This is a genomic window from Enterobacter cloacae complex sp. IR5441 (assembly GCF_049238215.1).
Lineage (GTDB): Bacteria > Pseudomonadota > Gammaproteobacteria > Enterobacterales > Enterobacteriaceae > Enterobacter > Enterobacter hormaechei_C.
Genome location: NZ_JBMKIA010000008.1, coordinates 130,418 through 147,461, shown reverse-complemented (window position 1 = coordinate 147,461; position 17,044 = coordinate 130,418). Strand labels below are relative to the sequence as shown.

Here is a 17,044-nt window from a genome sequence, read left to right as displayed (position 1 = left end):
GTCACACGTCAACCCATTTTTATAATGGTCGTTAAATTAATTTCATTTGCCTTATATTTCATAAAGATAAAATTAAATTATTTTTCAGAAATCACCGCTGGTCGTTGCAGACATTTATTTTTATAATGACTATTCAACAAAACAACAGAGGACCAACGGCACATGACAACCGATGTTACGCGTTGCGCGAAGAAAAGCCGTGGCCGACCAAAAGTGTTCGACAGGGATGCGGCGCTCGATAAGGCTATGACGCTCTTCTGGCAGCATGGGTATGAAGCTACGTCGCTTTCCGATCTCGTGGAAGCAACGGGCGCGAAAGCCCCTACCCTGTACGCAGAGTTCACCAACAAAGAAGGCTTATTCCGGGCCGTTCTGGACAGATACATCGCGCGCTTCGCGGCAAAACATGAAGCCCAGCTGTTCTGCGAAGAAAAAACGGTTGAGCAGGCATTGCAGGATTATTTCACGGCAATCGCGACCTGCTATACCAGCAAGGACACGCCTGCGGGCTGTTTTATGATCAACACCTCCGCGACCCTCGCGGCATCGTCTAAAGAGATTGCCAACACGGTCAAATCGCGACATGCGATGCAGGAGGAGACGCTCAGCACGTTTCTGGCTCAGCGTCAGCAGCGCGGCGAAATACCGGCGCATTGCCGTCCGCAGGAGCTTTCCCAGTATTTGAGCTGTATTTTACAGGGGATGTCCATCAGCGCCCGTGAAGGCGCGACGCTGGAAAAATTGCAGGGGATTACGCAAACAACGCTGCGCCTGTGGCCTGAACTTCTTAAACTCTGACGCAAAAAAAAGCTCCTCAGCCTGAGCGCATGAGGAGCTAAGTTCAGAGAACATCTTTTTTACACTTTGTTATTCAGTATCAGCTGACCGTTGCTGTCGAGAGGGATCTGCGTGCCAGGATCTTTATCCATGCGGATTTTGCCCTGCTGATCGCCAATTTTGTAGGTTACGTCGTAGCCCAACATTTTTTCAGACTTGTCATACACGGTTTTACAGCGCTGCTGCGTTGTGGTGTAGGTATCATTTTCCTGCATCGCGCCCTGTACCTGGTTACCGGCATAACCGCCACCCAGCGCACCAACCACCGTCGCGACATCCTTACCACGGCCGCCACCAAACTGATGACCAATCACCCCACCAGCAACCGCGCCCAGCACGGAGCCAGCGATACGGTTTTCATCCTGAACCGGACGACGGTGGGTGACAGAAACATTACGGCACTCCTGACGAGGCGTCTTGACCGTCTCTTTGATCGGTGTAGCGGAAACCACCTGCGCATACTGCGGGCCACGATCAAGTACGTTCAGACTGGCTACGGCAGCCACACCTAACGCAGCTGCGACGCCAATCCCTATACCCGCCAACATTGATTTATTCACGGGACTTCCTCCTTTGTTGCAATTGGTAGCAATTTTGCAGCGCAATAAACGCTTCGCCAATAAGATAAAGGATCAAAATCAGGGCTGTTGACCGGGACAACGTGGGTTTAAGAGAACTCTTAAGCGTCAGGAGGGAAATGCACAGCATGATGTGCTAAGAATTCCCTCCGGAGGGCCCGGAGGGAGAGAGAAATTAGTGCAGCTTCAGGCGTGGACGGATCACGCGGTTGATGCGGCCAACCAGCATCATCAGGCCGGTTTTGAAGTAGCCGTGCAGCGCAATCTGGTGCATACGGTACAGAGAAATGTACACGAAGCGGGCGATGCGCCCTTCCACCATCATGGAGCCGCGCATCAGGTTACCCATCAGGCTGCCCACGGTGGAGAAGTTTGAGAGCGACACCAGAGAGCCGTGGTCTTTGTAGACATAGGCTTTCATCGGTTTGCCTTTCATCTGCGCCAGGATGTTATGCAGCACGAGGCTTGCCATCTGGTGCGCGGCCTGGGCGCGAGGCGGTACAAATCCGCCTTCCGGACGTGCGCATGAGGCACAGTCGCCAATGGCGAAGATGTCCGGATCGCGCGTGGTTTGCAGCGTCGGCTCTGTCACCAGCTGGTTAATGCGGTTCGTCTCCAGCCCACCGATATCTTTCATGAAATCAGGCGCTTTGATCCCCGCAGCCCAAACCATCAGGTCGGCCTGGATATATTCGCCGTCTTTGGTATGCAGGCCGCCCTCATCCGCGCTGGTCACCATGGTCTGGGTCAGCACGCGCACGCCTAGTTTGGTCAGCTCGTTGTGCGCCGCGCCGGAAATACGCGGCGGCAGCGCAGGCAGAATACGTTCACCTGCTTCCACCAGCGTCACATTCAGCGCTTCGTTAGTCAGCCCTTTGTAGCCGTAGCTGTGCAGCTGTTTGACCGCATTGTGCAACTCCGCCGATAATTCAACGCCCGTTGCGCCGCCGCCCACGATAGCAATGTTGACCTTGCCGTTAGCACCCATGTTATTGGTGTACTTCAGGAACAGGTTAAGCATCTCCTGATGGAAACGACGCGCCTGATGCGGGTTATCCAGGAAGATGCAGTGCTCTTTTACGCCTGGGGTGTTGAAATCATTGGAGGTACTGCCCAGGGCCATCACCAGCGTGTCATAGGCCAGCTTGCGCTCAGGAACCAGCAACTCGCCTTTATCATCACGCAGCTCAGCCAGCGTGATGGTTTTGTTTTCACGATTGATATCCACCACCGAACCCAGCTGGAACTGGAAGTGGTGGTTACGCGCATGCGCCAGATAGCTCAGCGCATCCACGCCCTCATCCAGCGACCCGGTCGCCACTTCGTGCAGTAACGGCTTCCACAGATGACTGTGGTTACGATCCACCAGCGTGATTTTGGCTTTCTTACCGCGACCCAGCTTCTTACCCAGCTGTGTCGCGAGCTCCAGTCCGCCAGCACCACCGCCGACAATCACTATCTTTTTCAATGGCGTAGTCAACGTGACCCCCTCAAATTATTAACCAATTGTTAATTAAAAGTTATATAAATAACCCTTAATTAACAACAGGTTACTGCGCTGAAACCATTCAGATTCATTGAGAATAGCACGTCAGGCGCATTGGTCATACCAAAATTGATATGTATCAAGTTTTGATGGTTTAAAAGTAGACAACTCTGACAAAAAAGAGGCCCGGTACGCTTTCACGTACCGGGCCTTTATCAGGTTCAGGGAGATCAGCCCAGCGTTTTAAAGGCTTTAATACGCTGCAAGTGCGGGGAAATGTTTTTGAACTTGTGGGTCTGCTCTTCGTCCCAGACAATTTCGTAGTAATGGTGCAGAAGCTCGGCGGCGCGGGAGCTGTTCAGCGCTTCATCGTTGCGGGAGAGGATCACCAGACACCGATCGCGGTTCTTTTCACGGAAATTGCTCACGCATTTAGTTGCGATGTCGGCGTACTCCTCCGGGCGATCGATTTTGCCTTCCATGTTTTCGTTCGGAAAGAGGTTAGGATTAAAAATGACCTGACGGATATCGCACAAAAAACCGATGCGCTCTGCCCAGTATCCTCCTAACCCCACGCCGCAGATCAGCGGGCGATCGTCGATATTGAGCTGCAACATTTTATCCACTTCTTTAAGCAGATGCTGCATGTCATGCTTCGGATGACGTGTGCTGTAACTGATCAGCCGGACATCCGGATCGATAAACTGCAATTGCAGCACTTTCTCATGATTACCAGGACTGTTTGAGTCAAAACCGTGTAAATAAATGATCATCGTCTCACCACGCTACGCCTTCCGGGATGAATTAAAGGGCTGCTTTATGTGCCTGCCAGCGCTCGTTCAGGGCTTCAAGCCGGGCGTTTACCGTTTTCCAGCGCGCCGAGTCCATCAGCTCCTGACGACTAAATGAACCTTTATGATACAATTGTGTAACACGTTCAGCATTGATCGGCGACAGGTTATCCAGCACGCTCACCGCCCCTTTACGATTATTGCAGACGAGGATCATATCGCAACCCGCATCCAGCGAAGCCTGCCCACGTTCGGCATAGCTACCCATAATTGCCGCCCCCTCCATGGATAAATCGTCAGAGAAAATTACGCCATTGAAGCCTAATTCCTGACGCAGTACGGTTTTCAGCCAGTGCGGAGAGCCGCTGGCCGGACGCGGATCGACCTCACTGTAGATGACGTGCGCAGGCATGATGGCATCCAGCTTGTTATCAGCGATCAGCGAGCGGAAAACCGACATGTCTTTAGCGCGAATGTCTGCTTCCGGGCGCGGATCGCGCGGGGTTTCTTTATGGGAATCCGCCGTCACCGCCCCGTGGCCCGGGAAATGTTTGCCGGTGGTTTTCATGCCCGCAGCATGCATACCGTCAATAAAGCGCGTCGCCATTGCCAGCGCAATACGCGGATCGTCATGATACGAACGCTCACCAATTGCCGCGCTAATGTGTCCTACGTCCAGCACCGGGGCGAAGCTGATGTCGATATCCATGGCGATCATCTCGCTGGCCATCAGCCAGCCGGCGTCCTGCGCCAGTTGACCGCCCTCTTCGATCCCCAGCAGCGCAGCAAAAGATTGCGCGGCGGGTAAACGGGTAAACCCTTCGCGGAAACGCTGCACACGCCCACCTTCCTGGTCTACGGCCACCACCAGGTGATTGCGCGACGCCGCACGGATCTGGCGAACCAGCTCACGCAACTGCTCCGAATCATGATAATTGCGGGTGAAAAGAATCAGCCCCCCTACCAGCGGATGCGCCAGAATTTCGCGCTCTTCCGCATCCAGCTCAAACCCTTCGACATCCAACATTACTGGACCCACACCTACCTCTCTTATCCTTTCGTTTGTAACTGACGCCAGGCATCATTTGCCAGCGCAATAAATTGTTTGTCATCTGTCTGCTGAAGGCGCATTTCAAACCATCCCGCCATCAGCATCAACACCCACGGACGCCAGCGCGCGACCTGCCGCGCAAGGGTGAGCGCATTGATGTTGGCGTTTCGGGCATAGGCGGTTATCAGCTGCTCGCGCGACGCCTCATCAGGCATCCAGACCGCAGCGAGTTCGAGCGCCACGTCACCGTCTCCGGCATATTCCCAGTCGATAAGTTTCTCGCCTGCCGTGGTATGAACGATATTACCCGCGTGGACATCCATATGCAGCGGCGCCAGACGTAACGCCTGCGGCTCTCCCGCTCTGCGTAGCCGCTTAAGCTGCGCCAGCCAGTAGGGCGTGCGTCGTCCAGGCGCAGCCTGCTGCCAGTAGTGATCCAGCAAAAGAAGTAACGTTACCCGCCAGCCCAGACGCGGCTGGCGATGCAGATGATACAGCATGGCTGCAAGCGCAGGCGTATCGGGAAGCTCGCTTTTGATCTCACCCGCAATAAACGCCACCGCCATCCAGTCTCTGATAAAGAGATGAGGTTGTGGCGCAAGGTCGGCGGGCAGGCGCTTCAGGGCGCGGAACTGGCGACGAAAATGGGAGGCAGGCGCGGCGGCATCGTGATGCTGACGTAAAACCAGCCGATGGTCGCCACGCTCAATAATGCAACTCGCGCCGCCAAGCCCGGCGGGGGCTTGCGGCGCGATAACACGGTACTGAGGGAAATAACGCGTCAGGACGTCATGACGCGTGCGCTTATTGTTGCGTAACGGCACCTTTACCTGACCAGATAATTTCGCCGGTCTGAACCAGCATTAACTGCATCTGCAACGACGGCGTGTTCACGTTGCCTGTCGCGTTAGAATAAAGGACATACTGCGCGCCAACGTTGCGGGCAATACCAATCGCTTTACTGCGCGAACCCAGGCTGTCCTGAGGCGACAGACCAAGCTGCTGCTTGGCGACCGCGAGCTGCTGAGCTGAGACCAGCGTAAATTTACCGTTGTTTGCCAGCGCGTTGCGCAGGGTTTCCGTCGCTTCTCCCGCATTCAGGGAACCGTTTGTACGGTTGTTCACGCTATCCACCAGCAGCACGCTGCCGGGCGTAACGCCCTGTGCCTGCAACATTTTGCCCACCATCGGCTGCATCGCGCCGTTCCAGTCATAGTGGCGTACTCGCGGCGCAGGCTGTGCGGTGTCGTCCGGATGTTCGATCGGGCCAGGCTGCGCCGGAATGGTCGGTACAGACGGCACGGTTGGAACAGGCTGCGCTGGTGTTGTTGGCTGTTCCGTTCCCGGCTTCGCCTGATCTACCGGTGCTGGTTCTTCCGTTCGCGTCACACAACCCGCCAGAAAGAGTGCAAAAGCACTCAGGAGCGCATAACGGCTCATTGTTTTAATCAAGGTTCACTCCTTACAAATAAAGATAAAGTCTCACCTTATGTGCACCCAGATAGCTGGCGCTGCCGTAGAGCGTGACTGACGATCTTGCCGGGATGGTCACGCTGCGCGGCGCCTCAAGCGGGTGCATCTCAAGACCTCTCACGTCATACCAGTAGAAGCGATAATGCACCGTCACTGGCTCTTGCCTTTCGTTATAGAGCGTAGAGGAGGCTGAAGACTGGATTTCGCTTATGGTCAGCGAAGGTTTCTCCGCCGTGATGCCCGCAGCAAGCACTGAGGACTCCATCACCAGCGTCTGTTCTTCACTGACCGGGATGGCGGGACGCGCGCTGCACCCAACCATTACCAGCGTCACGATCAGCGCTGCAATACGCCCAGTTAACATATTAAAGACCTTTATGTGCCAGCATCGGTCCCAGTGGACGTCCACCCAGCAGATGCATATGAATATGATAGACTTCCTGGCCGCCATGGCGATTACAGTTCATGATCAGACGGTATCCGTCTTCAGCAATCCCTTCCTGCTCTGCGATTTTCGCGGCTACCGTAAGCATACGGCCCAGCGCCACTTCATGCTCGGTTTTAACGTCATTAACGGTCGGGATCAGAATATTGGGAATAATAAGGATGTGCGTCGGCGCCTGGGGAGAAATGTCGCGGAAAGCCGTGACCAGTTCATCCTGATAGACAATATCCGACGGAATTTCGCGGCGGATAATTTTACTGAAAATCGTTTCTTCAGCCATGACCTTTTCCTTTTAAGTTTAATCTGGCGTCGTGCGTCCGTTGTTAACACACATTGTCTGATTTACTGCGTGACACAAGACAAGAGTATGAGCGAGTTTCTCCTGTCCTTTCAACCTTCTCCCGTGATTTCTTTCCTGATTGTCCGCCACCTGGCTGAAGAGGCATCGCTTTAGGACATTTCTTTTCTGAAACCTTATTTCAGTTCATCCCGAAACATCTGTTTACAGCGTTAATCACAATGCGTATATTTCGCATTTGCATTTTCATGCGCATTTTTAACATAGAAAACGACGTCAGCCCGTGCTAGCGGGACTGTCGCGAATTACCTTCACCATTCACTAAGGGTTTGATGATGTCTTTCATTAATCACACCAGGGATGGGCAACATCAGCCTGCCGCAACACCTTCGTTGCTGGCCGCCTGCATTGCTATGGCATTGACGCCAACCGCCGCTTTCGCTGCTTCAACCACCGAAGATACCGTCGTCGTAGACGGGGGTTTTGACAACACACAGGATCTTTCTGCCAGCCAGGATCAGGATTACAGCGTAAAAACCACCACCACCGGCACCAAACTGTTGCTGGTTCCCCGCGACATCCCACAGTCCGTCAGCGTTATCAGCCAGCAACGTATGGCTGACCAGAATCTGCAATCCATCGGACAGGTGCTGACGAATACCACGGGCATTACGGCCCAGGTGCAGGACAGCGACCGTACCGTGTTTTACTCACGCGGCTTTTTCGTCAGCAACTACGCCTATGACGACCTGCCAACCTCCATCAGTGAAGTGTGGAACTTTGGTGATACCGCCGCGGATACCGCGATTTATGACCGCATCGAAGTGGTTCGCGGCGCCACTGGCCTGATGTCCGGCACGGGCAACCCGGCGGCGTACGTTAATATGGTGCGTAAGCACGCGGACAGCCCGGAATTTAAAGGTAACGTCTCCGCCAGTTACGGCAGTTGGGACAAGCAGCGCTACGTGCTGGATCTCCAGGCGCCGCTGGTAGAGTCAGGTAAGGTACGGGGCCGTCTGATTACGGGTTATCAGGACAACGACAGCTTCGTGGATAACTACCACTACCGGAAGAAATTCCTCTACGGTGTGATGGACGCGGATGTCACCGACAGCACCACCCTCTCGGTAGGGTATGAGTATCAGGAAAGCCATACCGCCGACCCAACCTGGGGCGGGCTGCCGACCTGGTACAGCGACGGAAGTAAGACCCACTACAATCGCAGCCAGACTGTCGCACCTGACTGGGCTTATTCAGATAAAGACAGCACCCGCATCTTCGCTAACCTGACTCAGCGTTTCGATAATGGCTGGGAAGCGCACATCAACGGCATGCATGCTGAAACCAACTTCGACTCCAAACTGATGTATATGTCCGGCTATCCGGATAAAGAGACCGGTGCGGGCCTGGTGGGTTACGGCGGCTGGAACCGTGGGGAACGTAAACAGGATGCGGTTGACGCCTTCCTGCGCGGCGGCTTCGATCTCTTTGGCCGTCAGCACGAAATGATGTTCGGCGGCAGCTTCAGCCGTCAGCGTAACCATTACGACAACTCCATGCCGGATGCGGTATACGGCATGGTTGATGTCGGCAACTTTAAGAACTGGAACGGGAACATCGCCGATCCCCAGTGGACGCCGTGGAAACTCTACAGCAAGGATGATATTCGCCAGTCTTCAGCCTATTCGTCGGCTCGTTTCTCGCTGGCCGATCCGCTGCACCTGATCCTGGGCGCGCGCTACACCCAATATAACATTCGTTATAACCCGGCAGGATCGCCGAATACCCGTCTGGAAAGCACCAAAGATGATGTCACGCCGTACGCCGGCCTGGTGTATGACATCAATGAGGACTGGTCGACCTACGTCAGCTATACCTCTATCTTCCAGCCGCAGGATAAGCGCGACGCCAGCGGACGTTATCTCGACCCTACCACGGGTAAAAGCTACGAAGCCGGGGTGAAGGCGGACTGGTTTAATACCCGCCTCACCACCTCGCTGGCGATTTTCCGCATTGAGCAGGATAACGTCGCCAGCAACACCTATACCTACATGCCGAGCGGTGAGTCGATCTATGAATCGCTGGACGGGGTGGTCAGCAAAGGGGTCGAGTTCGAGCTCAACGGTGCCCTGACCGATAACTGGCAGCTGACCTTCGGCGCGACGCGTTACATCGCAGAAGATAAGAATGGAAACGCCGTCAGCGCCGATCAGCCGCGCACAACCATGAAGCTCTTCACCCGCTATCAGTTGCCAATGCTGCCGGAACTGACCGTGGGCGGCGGCGTAAACTGGCAGAACAAAGTGTGGACGGACGTGGAAGGCGGCCCGGCAGGACGTTCCCGCGCGGAGCAAGGCAGCTATGGGCTGGTGAACCTGTTCAGCCGTTATCAGGTCACCAAAGATTTTGCGGTGCAGGCTAACGTCAACAACCTGTTCGACAAAGAGTATTACGATTACGTCGGTTCTTATGTAGTGTATGGCGCGCCGCTGAACGTCTCGGTGAGCGCGAGCTACGATTTCTGAGTGACAGAAGCCCGGTGGCGCTGCGCTTACCGGCCCTACCCATCACGTAGGCCGGGTAAGACGCAGCCGCCACCCGGCACCACAAACCGCAGTAATAAAAAAGGCAGCCATTCGGCTGCCTTAGTCTCCCCAGGTCACAGCTTAGTTGTTGCGGATGTACTCATCCATTTCGGTTTTCAGGTTATCGGATTTCGTACCGAAGATTGCCTGAACACCAGAACCTGCAACAACGACGCCCGCTGCGCCCAGTTTTTTCAGACCCGGCTGGTCTACTTTCGCAACGTCGGCAACGCTCACACGCAGACGAGTGATACACGCGTCCAGGTTAGTGATGTTCTCTTTACCGCCGAAAGCAGCTACCAGAGCAGGCGCCATTTCGCTGGTCACACCGGCTTTGCTGTCTTCCGTTGCATCTTCACGACCCGGCGTTTTCAGGTCCAGTGCTTTGATCAGCACGCGGAAGACGGTGTAGTACACCACTGCGTAGCCCGCACCCACAATTGGGAACAGCCACAGCTTGCTGCTGTTACCGGACAGAACGATGAAGTCGATCAGACCGTGAGAGAAGGACGTACCGTCACGCATACCCAGCAGGATACAGATTGGGAATGCCAGACCTGCCAGTACCGCGTGGATGATGTACAGGATCGGCGCAACGAACATGAAGGAGAACTCGATCGGCTCGGTGATACCGGTCAGGAACGAGGTCAGCGCTGCGGAGATCATGATACCGCCCACTTTTGCACGGTTCTCTGGTTTAGCAGAGTGCCAGATCGCAATTGCGGCGGCCGGCAGACCGTACATTTTGAACAGGAAGCCACCAGACAGTTTACCTGCCGTTGGGTCACCCGCCATGTAGCGTGGGATGTCGCCGTGGAACACCTGGCCTGCTGCGTTGGTGTATTCACCAATCTGCATCTGGAATGGAACGTTCCAGATGTGGTGCAGACCAAATGGTACCAGGCAGCGCTCAATGAAGCCGTAGATACCGAACGCCACAACCGGGTTCTGGTAAGCCGCCCACTGAGAGAAGGTCTGGATTGCTGTACCGATTGGTGGCCAGATGAAAGACAGAACCACACCGGTGAAAATCGCGGCCAGACCAGAAATGATCGGCACAAAACGTTTACCCGCGAAGAAGCCCAGATACTCAGGCAGCTTGATGCGATAGAAGCGGTTAAACATATACGCTGCAATCGCACCGGAGATGATACCACCGAGAACACCGGTGTCCGCCAGATGCTTAGCGGCAATCTCTTCAGCAGGTAAGTGCAGTACCAGCGGCGCAACCACAGCCATGGTTTTCACCATGATGCCGTAAGCAACAACGGACGCCAGCGCGGATACACCGTCGTTATTGGTGAAGCCCAGAGCAACACCGATAGCGAAGATCAGCGGCATGTTAGCAAAAACAGAACCGCCTGCTTCGGCCATCACGTGGGAAACTACGGCTGGCAGCCAGCTGAAGTTTGCAGAACCGACACCCAGCAGGATACCTGCGATAGGCAGTACGGATACTGGCAGCATCAGCGATTTACCGACCTTTTGCAGGTTAGCAAATGCATTCTTAAACATAATTGAGAGTGCTCCTGAGTATTTGTGCTTTTTTTACGTTTTCACGCATTGGCCCGGGGGGAGTACCGCGCCGTGGACAGGACATCTAAGCGCCCTTTATTTATTACACAGAGTAAAATAATTCCCTCTGAGTTTGTTTGACGGCTATCACGTTTCAGTTCAAGACGGCCAAAAAACTTGCAGATATTTACATAAAGCATGTCTGGATGTGTCTAAAAACGCCATCACCGCCCCAAATGAGGCGGTGAACTTTACTCGTTTTACTTATTAATTACGAGCCTAAAAATAACAGGCGTATCAGACAGATTGCAGGCGGGCGGGGTCGATATGGAACAGACTGGCGAAGTTTTCCGTTGTCACGCGAGCCAGCTCTTCAATACTGACACCTTTCAGAACGGCCATATACTCAGCGACATCCCGGGTCATCGCTGGCTGATTTTCTTTGCCGCGATGAGGCACCGGTGCCAGGTACGGGGAATCGGTTTCCACCAGAATACGATCCAGCGGAACATATCGCGCCGCATCACGCAGTTGCTCAGCATTCCGGAACGTTACAATCCCCGAGAACGAGATATAAAAGCCTAAATCAAGCAGCTTACCCGCCGTTTCTCTGTCTTCAGTGAAACAGTGTAGTACGCCACCGCAATCCGTCACCTTTTCTTCCCGCAGGATCGCCAGCGTGTCGGCGCGCGCATCGCGGGTATGAACGATAACAGGCTTATTCAGTTCACGGCCAATACGGATGTGGTTGCGGAAGGATTCCTGCTGGCGAGGTTTCGTTTCCGGGGTGTAGAAATAGTCCAGGCCGGTCTCGCCCATCGCCACTACGCCCTCTTCTGCGGCAAGACGGCGTAAATCCTCAATATTGTACGCTTCATCCTGATTCAGCGGATGCACGCCGCAGGAGAAGACGACATTATCGCGCTCGCCTACCAGTTCACGCATGGAGCGGTAACCCGGCAACGTGGTCGCCACGGCCAGGCAAAATTTCACATCGCGCGCGGCGGCTTTCGCCAGCACGTCGTCCACATTTTTATGCAGGGACTGATAATCCAGGCCATCAAGATGGCAGTGTGAGTCGACTAAAAACATAACGTCTCTCTCAGAGGTGGGAAACCGGCGGTATGACGCCCGGTTGCAGGTAGTGTTCGATACGCAGTAACTGGTCGGTCAGTAAAAGCTCGCGATTGAGACCGGTTACCGTCAAAAGTTGTTCACGACTCTGGCAGATATCATGAAGGATAGCGTGCAGCGACTGCCCTGACAGGCGATTCGCCAGCGTGGTGACCAGCGCCCACACGTCAGGGTTAGTCAGAAGCGTCGCCCCCTGCTGGATTTTGAGCGCATCCAGCAGCAGCGCGGCCAGCCAGTGCAGCCGTTCCGGTGCCTGATCGCTGTTCAGCGCTGGCAGCACGCTCAGCCAGTCATGGCTGTCGAGGGCTGATTCAACCGCACGATATAGCGTTTCACGCTGGGACCACACTTCCGGCTGCAATAAGGCCAGCGCAGCCGCAGGCGCACCGCTGCACAGGCGCAACGCCGAGCGCGCCGCATCTTGTGACACCGTCACTTCTCGCTCAAGCCAGGCGAGCGCCCAGGATTCCTGAGGGACAGCGAGGTGGTGAAGAAGGCAGCGACTGCGCAGCGTCGCCAGCAAGCGTTCCGGCTCGCGGCAGGAGAGGAAAAACCAGGTATTCTCTGGCGGCTCTTCCAGGGTTTTTAACAGGGCGTTGGCTGCGGCTTCCGTGAGTAGCGCGGCGTCTTTCAGCCACACCACTTTCGCCCCCCCCAGACGCGCATATTCGTACAGTTTCTCACTGACCTCACGCACCGCGTCGATACCGAGCGTATTTTTGCCCTTCTCGGGTTCGAGGGTGTAATAGTCAGGATGCGTGCCCGCCTGCATAAGCTGGCAACCCCGGCATTTACCGCAGCTTTTATGTCCTTCCGGCTGTTGGCACATCAGAAAGCGGGTGATGGCGTAAATCAACGCATCATCACCCATTCCCGGCAGCGCCTGGATCAGTAACGCATGATGCCCCCGACCAACCTGATAGCTGCCGATCAGCTGTTCAAAGTGTGGGCGCAACCATGGATACCATTTCATGCCTGCTGCTCCTGTAGCCACTGCGTAACGGTCTGCTGAATATCACGCGTAACGTCTTCAAGGGATTGCGTCGCATCGATGGTACGAATGGTCTTGTCCTGCCCGGCCAGTTCCAGATAACGCGCACGGGTGCGGTTAAAGAAATCAAAAGACTCCTGTTCAATGCGGTCCAGTTCGCCGCGGGCACGGGCGCGCTTCAGGCCCACCTCAGGGGTCACGTCCAGATACAGCGTCAGGTCAGGACGGAAATCGCCCAGAACCGCGTCGCGAAGCGTAGCCAGCATGGTCTGGTCGATACCCCGGCCACCGCCCTGATACGCCTGGGTTGAGAGATCGTGGCGATCACCAATCACCCATTTCCCTTCTGCCAGAGCGGGTTTGATCACCGTCTCCACCAGCTGAACGCGCGCAGCATAGAACATCAGCACTTCCGCTTTGTCGGTAATAACTTCATCGCCAACGGATTTGATATCCAGAACCAGGCTGCGCAGTTTTTCCGCCAGCTGCGTACCGCCCGGCTCGCGGGTAAAGACCATGTCGGCAACGCCAAGCGACGTAAGCGTATCCACCACCACGTTACGGGCAGTTGTTTTGCCCGCCCCTTCGAGTCCCTCAATGACAATGTATTTACTGCGCATTTTTTTCCTTAAGTGCCTTCAGATAGTCCTGAACGGAGCGATTGTGGCTGGCCAGGTTGGTATTAAACGTATGCCCCCCTTTTCCGTCAGCCACAAAATAGAGATACGGCGTTTTGGCCGGGTGCGCGGCGGCCTTCAACGATGCTTCACTCGGCGTCGCGATCGGTCCAGGCGGCAGGCCGCTAATCACGTAGGTATTATACGCCGTTGGCGTCTCCAGATCTTTTCTGGAAATCCTGCCGTTGTAGTTTTCGCCCATGCCGTAGATGACGGTAGGATCGGTTTGCAAACGCATGCCGATGCGCAGACGGTTAATAAACACCGAGGCAACCTGGTCACGTTCGGCAGCAACGGCCGTCTCTTTCTCGATGATCGAGGCCATCGTCATGAACTGGTTTTGATCTTTATAAGGCAGGCCCTCTGCTCGCCCTTTCCAGGCAGCGTCTACCGCCGCGACCATTTTGTTGTGCGCGCGCTTCAGAATGGCCACATCCGTCGTGCCTGCCGTATACATCCACGTATCGGGCCAGAACCAGCCTTCCACCCACTCGGGATGTTCGAATTTTAAGACGTCTGCCACGGTCTGGTAGCGGTCATCTTTCAGCGTATGCTTAATGTATGGCGCGTCCCGCAGCTGCCTGAGGTAATCGCTCAGACGCATACCTTCCACAAAACGCAGCGGGAACTGGGCTTCTTTACCACTCTCCAGCAGTTGCAGCATCTCGCGCACGGTCATGCCAGGGGTAAAGCGATAGGTGCCGGCCTTGAAATGGGACAGGTCCGGTTCAATACGCAGCAGCCACTGGAATACGCGTGGGCGATTGATAATTTTGTCGTCATACAGCTGCTGACCAAGCGCCTGCCGCCCGGTCCCCGCTTTCAGGGTAAAAATCGTCTCGTCTTTTATCAGGATCTGACTCTCCGCCAGCTGACGGACTTTCCACACTCCCGCTCCGCCAGCGATACCGAACGCAACGATAAGAAGGAGGACAAAGCGTAACATTTTCTTCATGACTACCTGGTTTGCTCACATAACGGGGCCAGAAACTGGAACAGCTCGCGGGATGACCAGCATTTGCGGCCATAAGCGCGAACGGGGACAACGGGCATCAGCGCATTGCAGATAACAACTTCATCGGCAGACAGCAGCGCCTCTTCCTTAGCGTTGACTTCGACAACGCGAAAGCCTGCACGTGCCAGCTGGTGCATACAAAACTGCCGCATAATGCCGTTGACGCCGGCCTGCTCCAGCGAAGGCGTGAACACGTCACTGCCCTTCCGCCAGAGTAAATTAGCCGCACAGCATTCCGTAATGTACCCTTCGCTGTCAAGAACCAGCGCCTCCCCGGCCTCCGTCTGCTCAAGATGAGTACGAATAAGCACCTGTTCAAGGCGGTTGAGATGTTTTATGCCAGCGAGCATCGGGTTTCGCCCCAGACGTACCGGACTTAACGCCAGGGCTACGCCCTCTTCACGCCAGTGCGCATAATGGGAAGGATAATCTGAAACGGAAAGGACCCGCGTAGGATGCAGACAGGCAGAACCGCTATAGCCCCGGCCACCGCTCCCGCGGCTGATAATGACTTTCAGGACGCCGCTTGCTTTATCTGACGCCAGCCGACGCATTTCACTTTCAAGAATGTCCCACTGCGAGAAAGGGATCAGTAGTGCTTCGCAGGCTTTTTGTAAACGAAGGATATGGGCCCCGAGCAGACACACGCCACCGTCGAGAATACGCGCAGTCGTGAAACAGCCATCGCCAAACTGGGTCGCCCTGTCGCTTGCCGGCAGCGTTTCTTGCTCAAGGCCATTAATTAAAAACATGGTGGCTCCTTATGCGTGGAGGCTCAGTCTGGCAGGATGTGAGCAGCCGGACAAGGGGATTTCACCTAATAAAAAAGGCCCGGCAAGCGGACCTTTTTTATCGTCAGCGACTAACCAGACTCAGACCTTTTTGAAGATCAGAGAACCGTTAGTCCCACCGAAGCCGAAGGAGTTACACAGGGTATACTCCATACCGCTAACCTGGCGCGCTTCGTGAGGAACGAAGTCCAGATCGCAACCTTCATCCGGATTATCCAGGTTGATGGTTGGCGGTACAGCCTGATCGCGCAGCGCGAGGATAGAGTAGATTGACTCTACTGCCCCCGCAGCACCCAGCAGGTGACCGGTCATGGATTTCGTGGAGCTTACCATTACGCGGCCGGCAGATTCGCCGAAGATAGACTTAACAGCCTGCGCTTCTGCTTTATCGCCCGCAGGGGTAGACGTCCCATGCGCGTTAACGTAGCCAATCTGTGCCGGGATAATGCCCGCATCACGGATGGCGTTTTCCATCGCCAGCGCAGCGCCTGCGCCGTTCTCTGGAGGAGACGTCATGTGATAAGCATCGCTGCTCATGCCAAAGCCAACAACTTCAGCATAAATTTTCGCGCCACGTTTTTTCGCGTGTTCGTACTCTTCCAGTACGATCATGCCTGCACCGTCACCCAGCACGAAACCGTCACGGTCTTTATCCCACGGACGGCTCGCCGCCTGCGGATTATCGTTTCGGGTAGAGAGCGCACGCGCTGCACCGAAGCCACCGACGCCCAGCGGGGTACTGGCTTTTTCAGCGCCGCCCGCAACCATAGCATCTGCATCGCCGTACGCAATGATACGCGCGGCCTGGCCGATGTTATGCACGCCAGACGTACAGGCTGTCGCGATTGAGATGCTTGGGCCACGCAGGCCGAACATAATGGTCAGGTGACCTGCCACCATGTTGACAATCGTAGACGGAACGAAGAACGGGCTGATTTTACGCGGGCCGCCATTCATCAGAGATGTATGGTTTTCTTCAATCAGACCAAGACCGCCAATCCCGGAGCCGATAGCGGCGCCGATACGGGTCGCGTTCTCTTCCGTAATCTCAAGGCCAGAATCCTGCATGGCCTGAACGCCAGCGACAATTCCATATTGAATGAAGGCATCCATCTTGCGCTGTTCTTTGCGCGAGATGATCTCTTCACAGTTAAAATCCTTTACTAAGCCAGCAAATTTCGTTGCATAGGCGCTAGTATCGAAATGGTCGATTAGGCTGATGCCGCTCTGACCGGCAAGGAGAGCTTTCCAGGTGGACTCTACGGTATTGCCGACAGGAGACAACATGCCAAGTCCGGTCACAACTACACGACGCTTAGACACGCTTGTCCTCCAGGGAGGGATAAAAAAAGAGATTCGTGGGACAACAAAAGATAA

Annotated in this window: 17 protein-coding genes; 2 read left to right on the top strand and 15 right to left on the bottom strand. The window is 55.0% G+C overall.

Features of this window, described 5'->3' with window-relative positions:
* The first annotated feature begins 162 nt into the window (after positions 1-162).
* Positions 163-798, top strand: coding sequence for a TetR/AcrR family transcriptional regulator (locus ACOTX5_RS11680; RefSeq protein ID WP_015570813.1), 636 nt, complete (start codon positions 163-165; stop codon positions 796-798).
* Positions 799-857: 59 nt separating this feature from the next.
* Here the strand turns inward: ACOTX5_RS11680 and ACOTX5_RS11675 are convergent, their stop codons facing one another.
* From ACOTX5_RS11675 to hinT, 8 genes are all read right to left on the bottom strand, one after another.
* Complete coding sequence (locus tag ACOTX5_RS11675; protein WP_017384715.1) at positions 858-1,397, bottom strand: glycine zipper 2TM domain-containing protein; 540 nt, start codon at positions 1,395-1,397, stop codon at positions 858-860.
* A 193-nt stretch (positions 1,398-1,590) separates the two neighbouring features.
* Positions 1,591-2,895 (bottom strand): NAD(P)/FAD-dependent oxidoreductase, encoded by a 1,305-nt coding sequence (locus ACOTX5_RS11670; protein WP_017693633.1) that lies wholly within the window; start codon positions 2,893-2,895, stop codon positions 1,591-1,593.
* A 236-nt stretch (positions 2,896-3,131) separates the two neighbouring features.
* Positions 3,132-3,674, bottom strand: coding sequence for an alpha/beta hydrolase YcfP (gene ycfP / locus ACOTX5_RS11665; RefSeq protein ID WP_006809239.1), 543 nt, complete (start codon positions 3,672-3,674; stop codon positions 3,132-3,134).
* A gap of 31 nt (positions 3,675-3,705) precedes the next feature.
* Positions 3,706-4,731 (bottom strand): beta-N-acetylhexosaminidase, encoded by a 1,026-nt coding sequence (gene nagZ, locus ACOTX5_RS11660; RefSeq protein WP_045911618.1) that lies wholly within the window; start codon positions 4,729-4,731, stop codon positions 3,706-3,708.
* 11 nt (positions 4,732-4,742) lie between these two features.
* A complete protein-coding gene (thiK, locus tag ACOTX5_RS11655) occupies positions 4,743-5,567 on the bottom strand; it encodes a thiamine kinase (protein ID WP_045911617.1) in 825 nt (274 codons plus the stop codon).
* Complete coding sequence (lpoB, locus tag ACOTX5_RS11650; RefSeq protein WP_085929697.1) at positions 5,548-6,192, bottom strand: penicillin-binding protein activator LpoB; 645 nt, start codon at positions 6,190-6,192, stop codon at positions 5,548-5,550. The genes thiK and lpoB overlap by 20 nt, the downstream gene beginning before the upstream one ends.
* A gap of 13 nt (positions 6,193-6,205) precedes the next feature.
* Positions 6,206-6,580 (bottom strand): YcfL family protein, encoded by a 375-nt coding sequence (locus ACOTX5_RS11645; RefSeq protein WP_003857939.1) that lies wholly within the window; start codon positions 6,578-6,580, stop codon positions 6,206-6,208.
* 1 nt (position 6,581) lies between these two features.
* Entirely contained in the window at positions 6,582-6,941 is a 360-nt protein-coding gene (gene hinT, locus ACOTX5_RS11640; RefSeq protein ID WP_006809243.1) for a purine nucleoside phosphoramidase, read from the bottom strand.
* A gap of 353 nt (positions 6,942-7,294) precedes the next feature.
* Between hinT and fhuE the strand changes: the two genes are divergently transcribed.
* Entirely contained in the window at positions 7,295-9,484 is a 2,190-nt protein-coding gene (gene fhuE, locus ACOTX5_RS11635; protein ID WP_017384719.1) for a ferric-rhodotorulic acid/ferric-coprogen receptor FhuE, read from the top strand.
* 141 nt (positions 9,485-9,625) lie between these two features.
* On the opposite strand, the gene ptsG is transcribed toward fhuE, so the two are convergent.
* From ptsG to fabF, 7 genes are all read right to left on the bottom strand, one after another.
* On the bottom strand, positions 9,626-11,059 hold the full coding sequence (gene ptsG, locus ACOTX5_RS11630) for a PTS glucose transporter subunit IIBC (protein ID WP_006809245.1): 1,434 nt from the start codon (positions 11,057-11,059) through the stop codon (positions 9,626-9,628).
* Positions 11,060-11,356: 297 nt separating this feature from the next.
* Complete coding sequence (locus tag ACOTX5_RS11625; RefSeq protein ID WP_045911616.1) at positions 11,357-12,151, bottom strand: metal-dependent hydrolase; 795 nt, start codon at positions 12,149-12,151, stop codon at positions 11,357-11,359.
* A 10-nt stretch (positions 12,152-12,161) separates the two neighbouring features.
* Complete coding sequence (gene holB, locus ACOTX5_RS11620) at positions 12,162-13,166, bottom strand: DNA polymerase III subunit delta' (protein WP_045911615.1); 1,005 nt, start codon at positions 13,164-13,166, stop codon at positions 12,162-12,164.
* Entirely contained in the window at positions 13,163-13,804 is a 642-nt protein-coding gene (gene tmk / locus ACOTX5_RS11615; protein ID WP_003857946.1) for a dTMP kinase, read from the bottom strand. The genes holB and tmk overlap by 4 nt, the downstream gene beginning before the upstream one ends.
* Positions 13,794-14,816 carry a cell division protein YceG gene (gene yceG, locus ACOTX5_RS11610; protein ID WP_045911614.1) on the bottom strand — a complete coding sequence of 341 codons (1,023 nt, stop codon included), beginning with the start codon at positions 14,814-14,816 and terminating at the stop codon, positions 13,794-13,796. Before yceG ends, tmk begins: the two co-directional genes overlap by 11 nt.
* A gap of 2 nt (positions 14,817-14,818) precedes the next feature.
* Entirely contained in the window at positions 14,819-15,628 is an 810-nt protein-coding gene (gene pabC, locus ACOTX5_RS11605) for an aminodeoxychorismate lyase (protein WP_017384723.1), read from the bottom strand.
* Positions 15,629-15,748: 120 nt separating this feature from the next.
* On the bottom strand, positions 15,749-16,990 hold the full coding sequence (gene fabF, locus ACOTX5_RS11600; protein WP_045911613.1) for a beta-ketoacyl-ACP synthase II: 1,242 nt from the start codon (positions 16,988-16,990) through the stop codon (positions 15,749-15,751).
* Between the last annotated feature and the right edge of the window lie 54 nt (positions 16,991-17,044).

Excerpts from the sequence above, each read along its gene's own strand:
- yceG (WP_045911614.1), bottom strand. The coding sequence starts at position 14,816 with ATGAAGAAAATGTTACGCTTTGTCCTCCTTCTTATCGTTGCGTTCGGT.
- fhuE (WP_017384719.1), top strand. The coding sequence starts at position 7,295 with ATGTCTTTCATTAATCACACCAGGGATGGGCAACATCAGCCTGCCGCA.
- ACOTX5_RS11645 (WP_003857939.1), bottom strand. The coding sequence starts at position 6,580 with ATGTTAACTGGGCGTATTGCAGCGCTGATCGTGACGCTGGTAATGGTT.
- tmk (WP_003857946.1), bottom strand. The coding sequence starts at position 13,804 with ATGCGCAGTAAATACATTGTCATTGAGGGACTCGAAGGGGCGGGCAAA.
- pabC (WP_017384723.1), bottom strand. The coding sequence starts at position 15,628 with ATGTTTTTAATTAATGGCCTTGAGCAAGAAACGCTGCCGGCAAGCGAC.
- holB (WP_045911615.1), bottom strand. The coding sequence starts at position 13,166 with ATGAAATGGTATCCATGGTTGCGCCCACACTTTGAACAGCTGATCGGC.
- ACOTX5_RS11680 (WP_015570813.1), top strand. The coding sequence starts at position 163 with ATGACAACCGATGTTACGCGTTGCGCGAAGAAAAGCCGTGGCCGACCA.
- ptsG (WP_006809245.1), bottom strand. The coding sequence starts at position 11,059 with ATGTTTAAGAATGCATTTGCTAACCTGCAAAAGGTCGGTAAATCGCTG.
- hinT (WP_006809243.1), bottom strand. The coding sequence starts at position 6,941 with ATGGCTGAAGAAACGATTTTCAGTAAAATTATCCGCCGCGAAATTCCG.
- ycfP (WP_006809239.1), bottom strand. The coding sequence starts at position 3,674 with ATGATCATTTATTTACACGGTTTTGACTCAAACAGTCCTGGTAATCAT.
- ACOTX5_RS11625 (WP_045911616.1), bottom strand. The coding sequence starts at position 12,151 with ATGTTTTTAGTCGACTCACACTGCCATCTTGATGGCCTGGATTATCAG.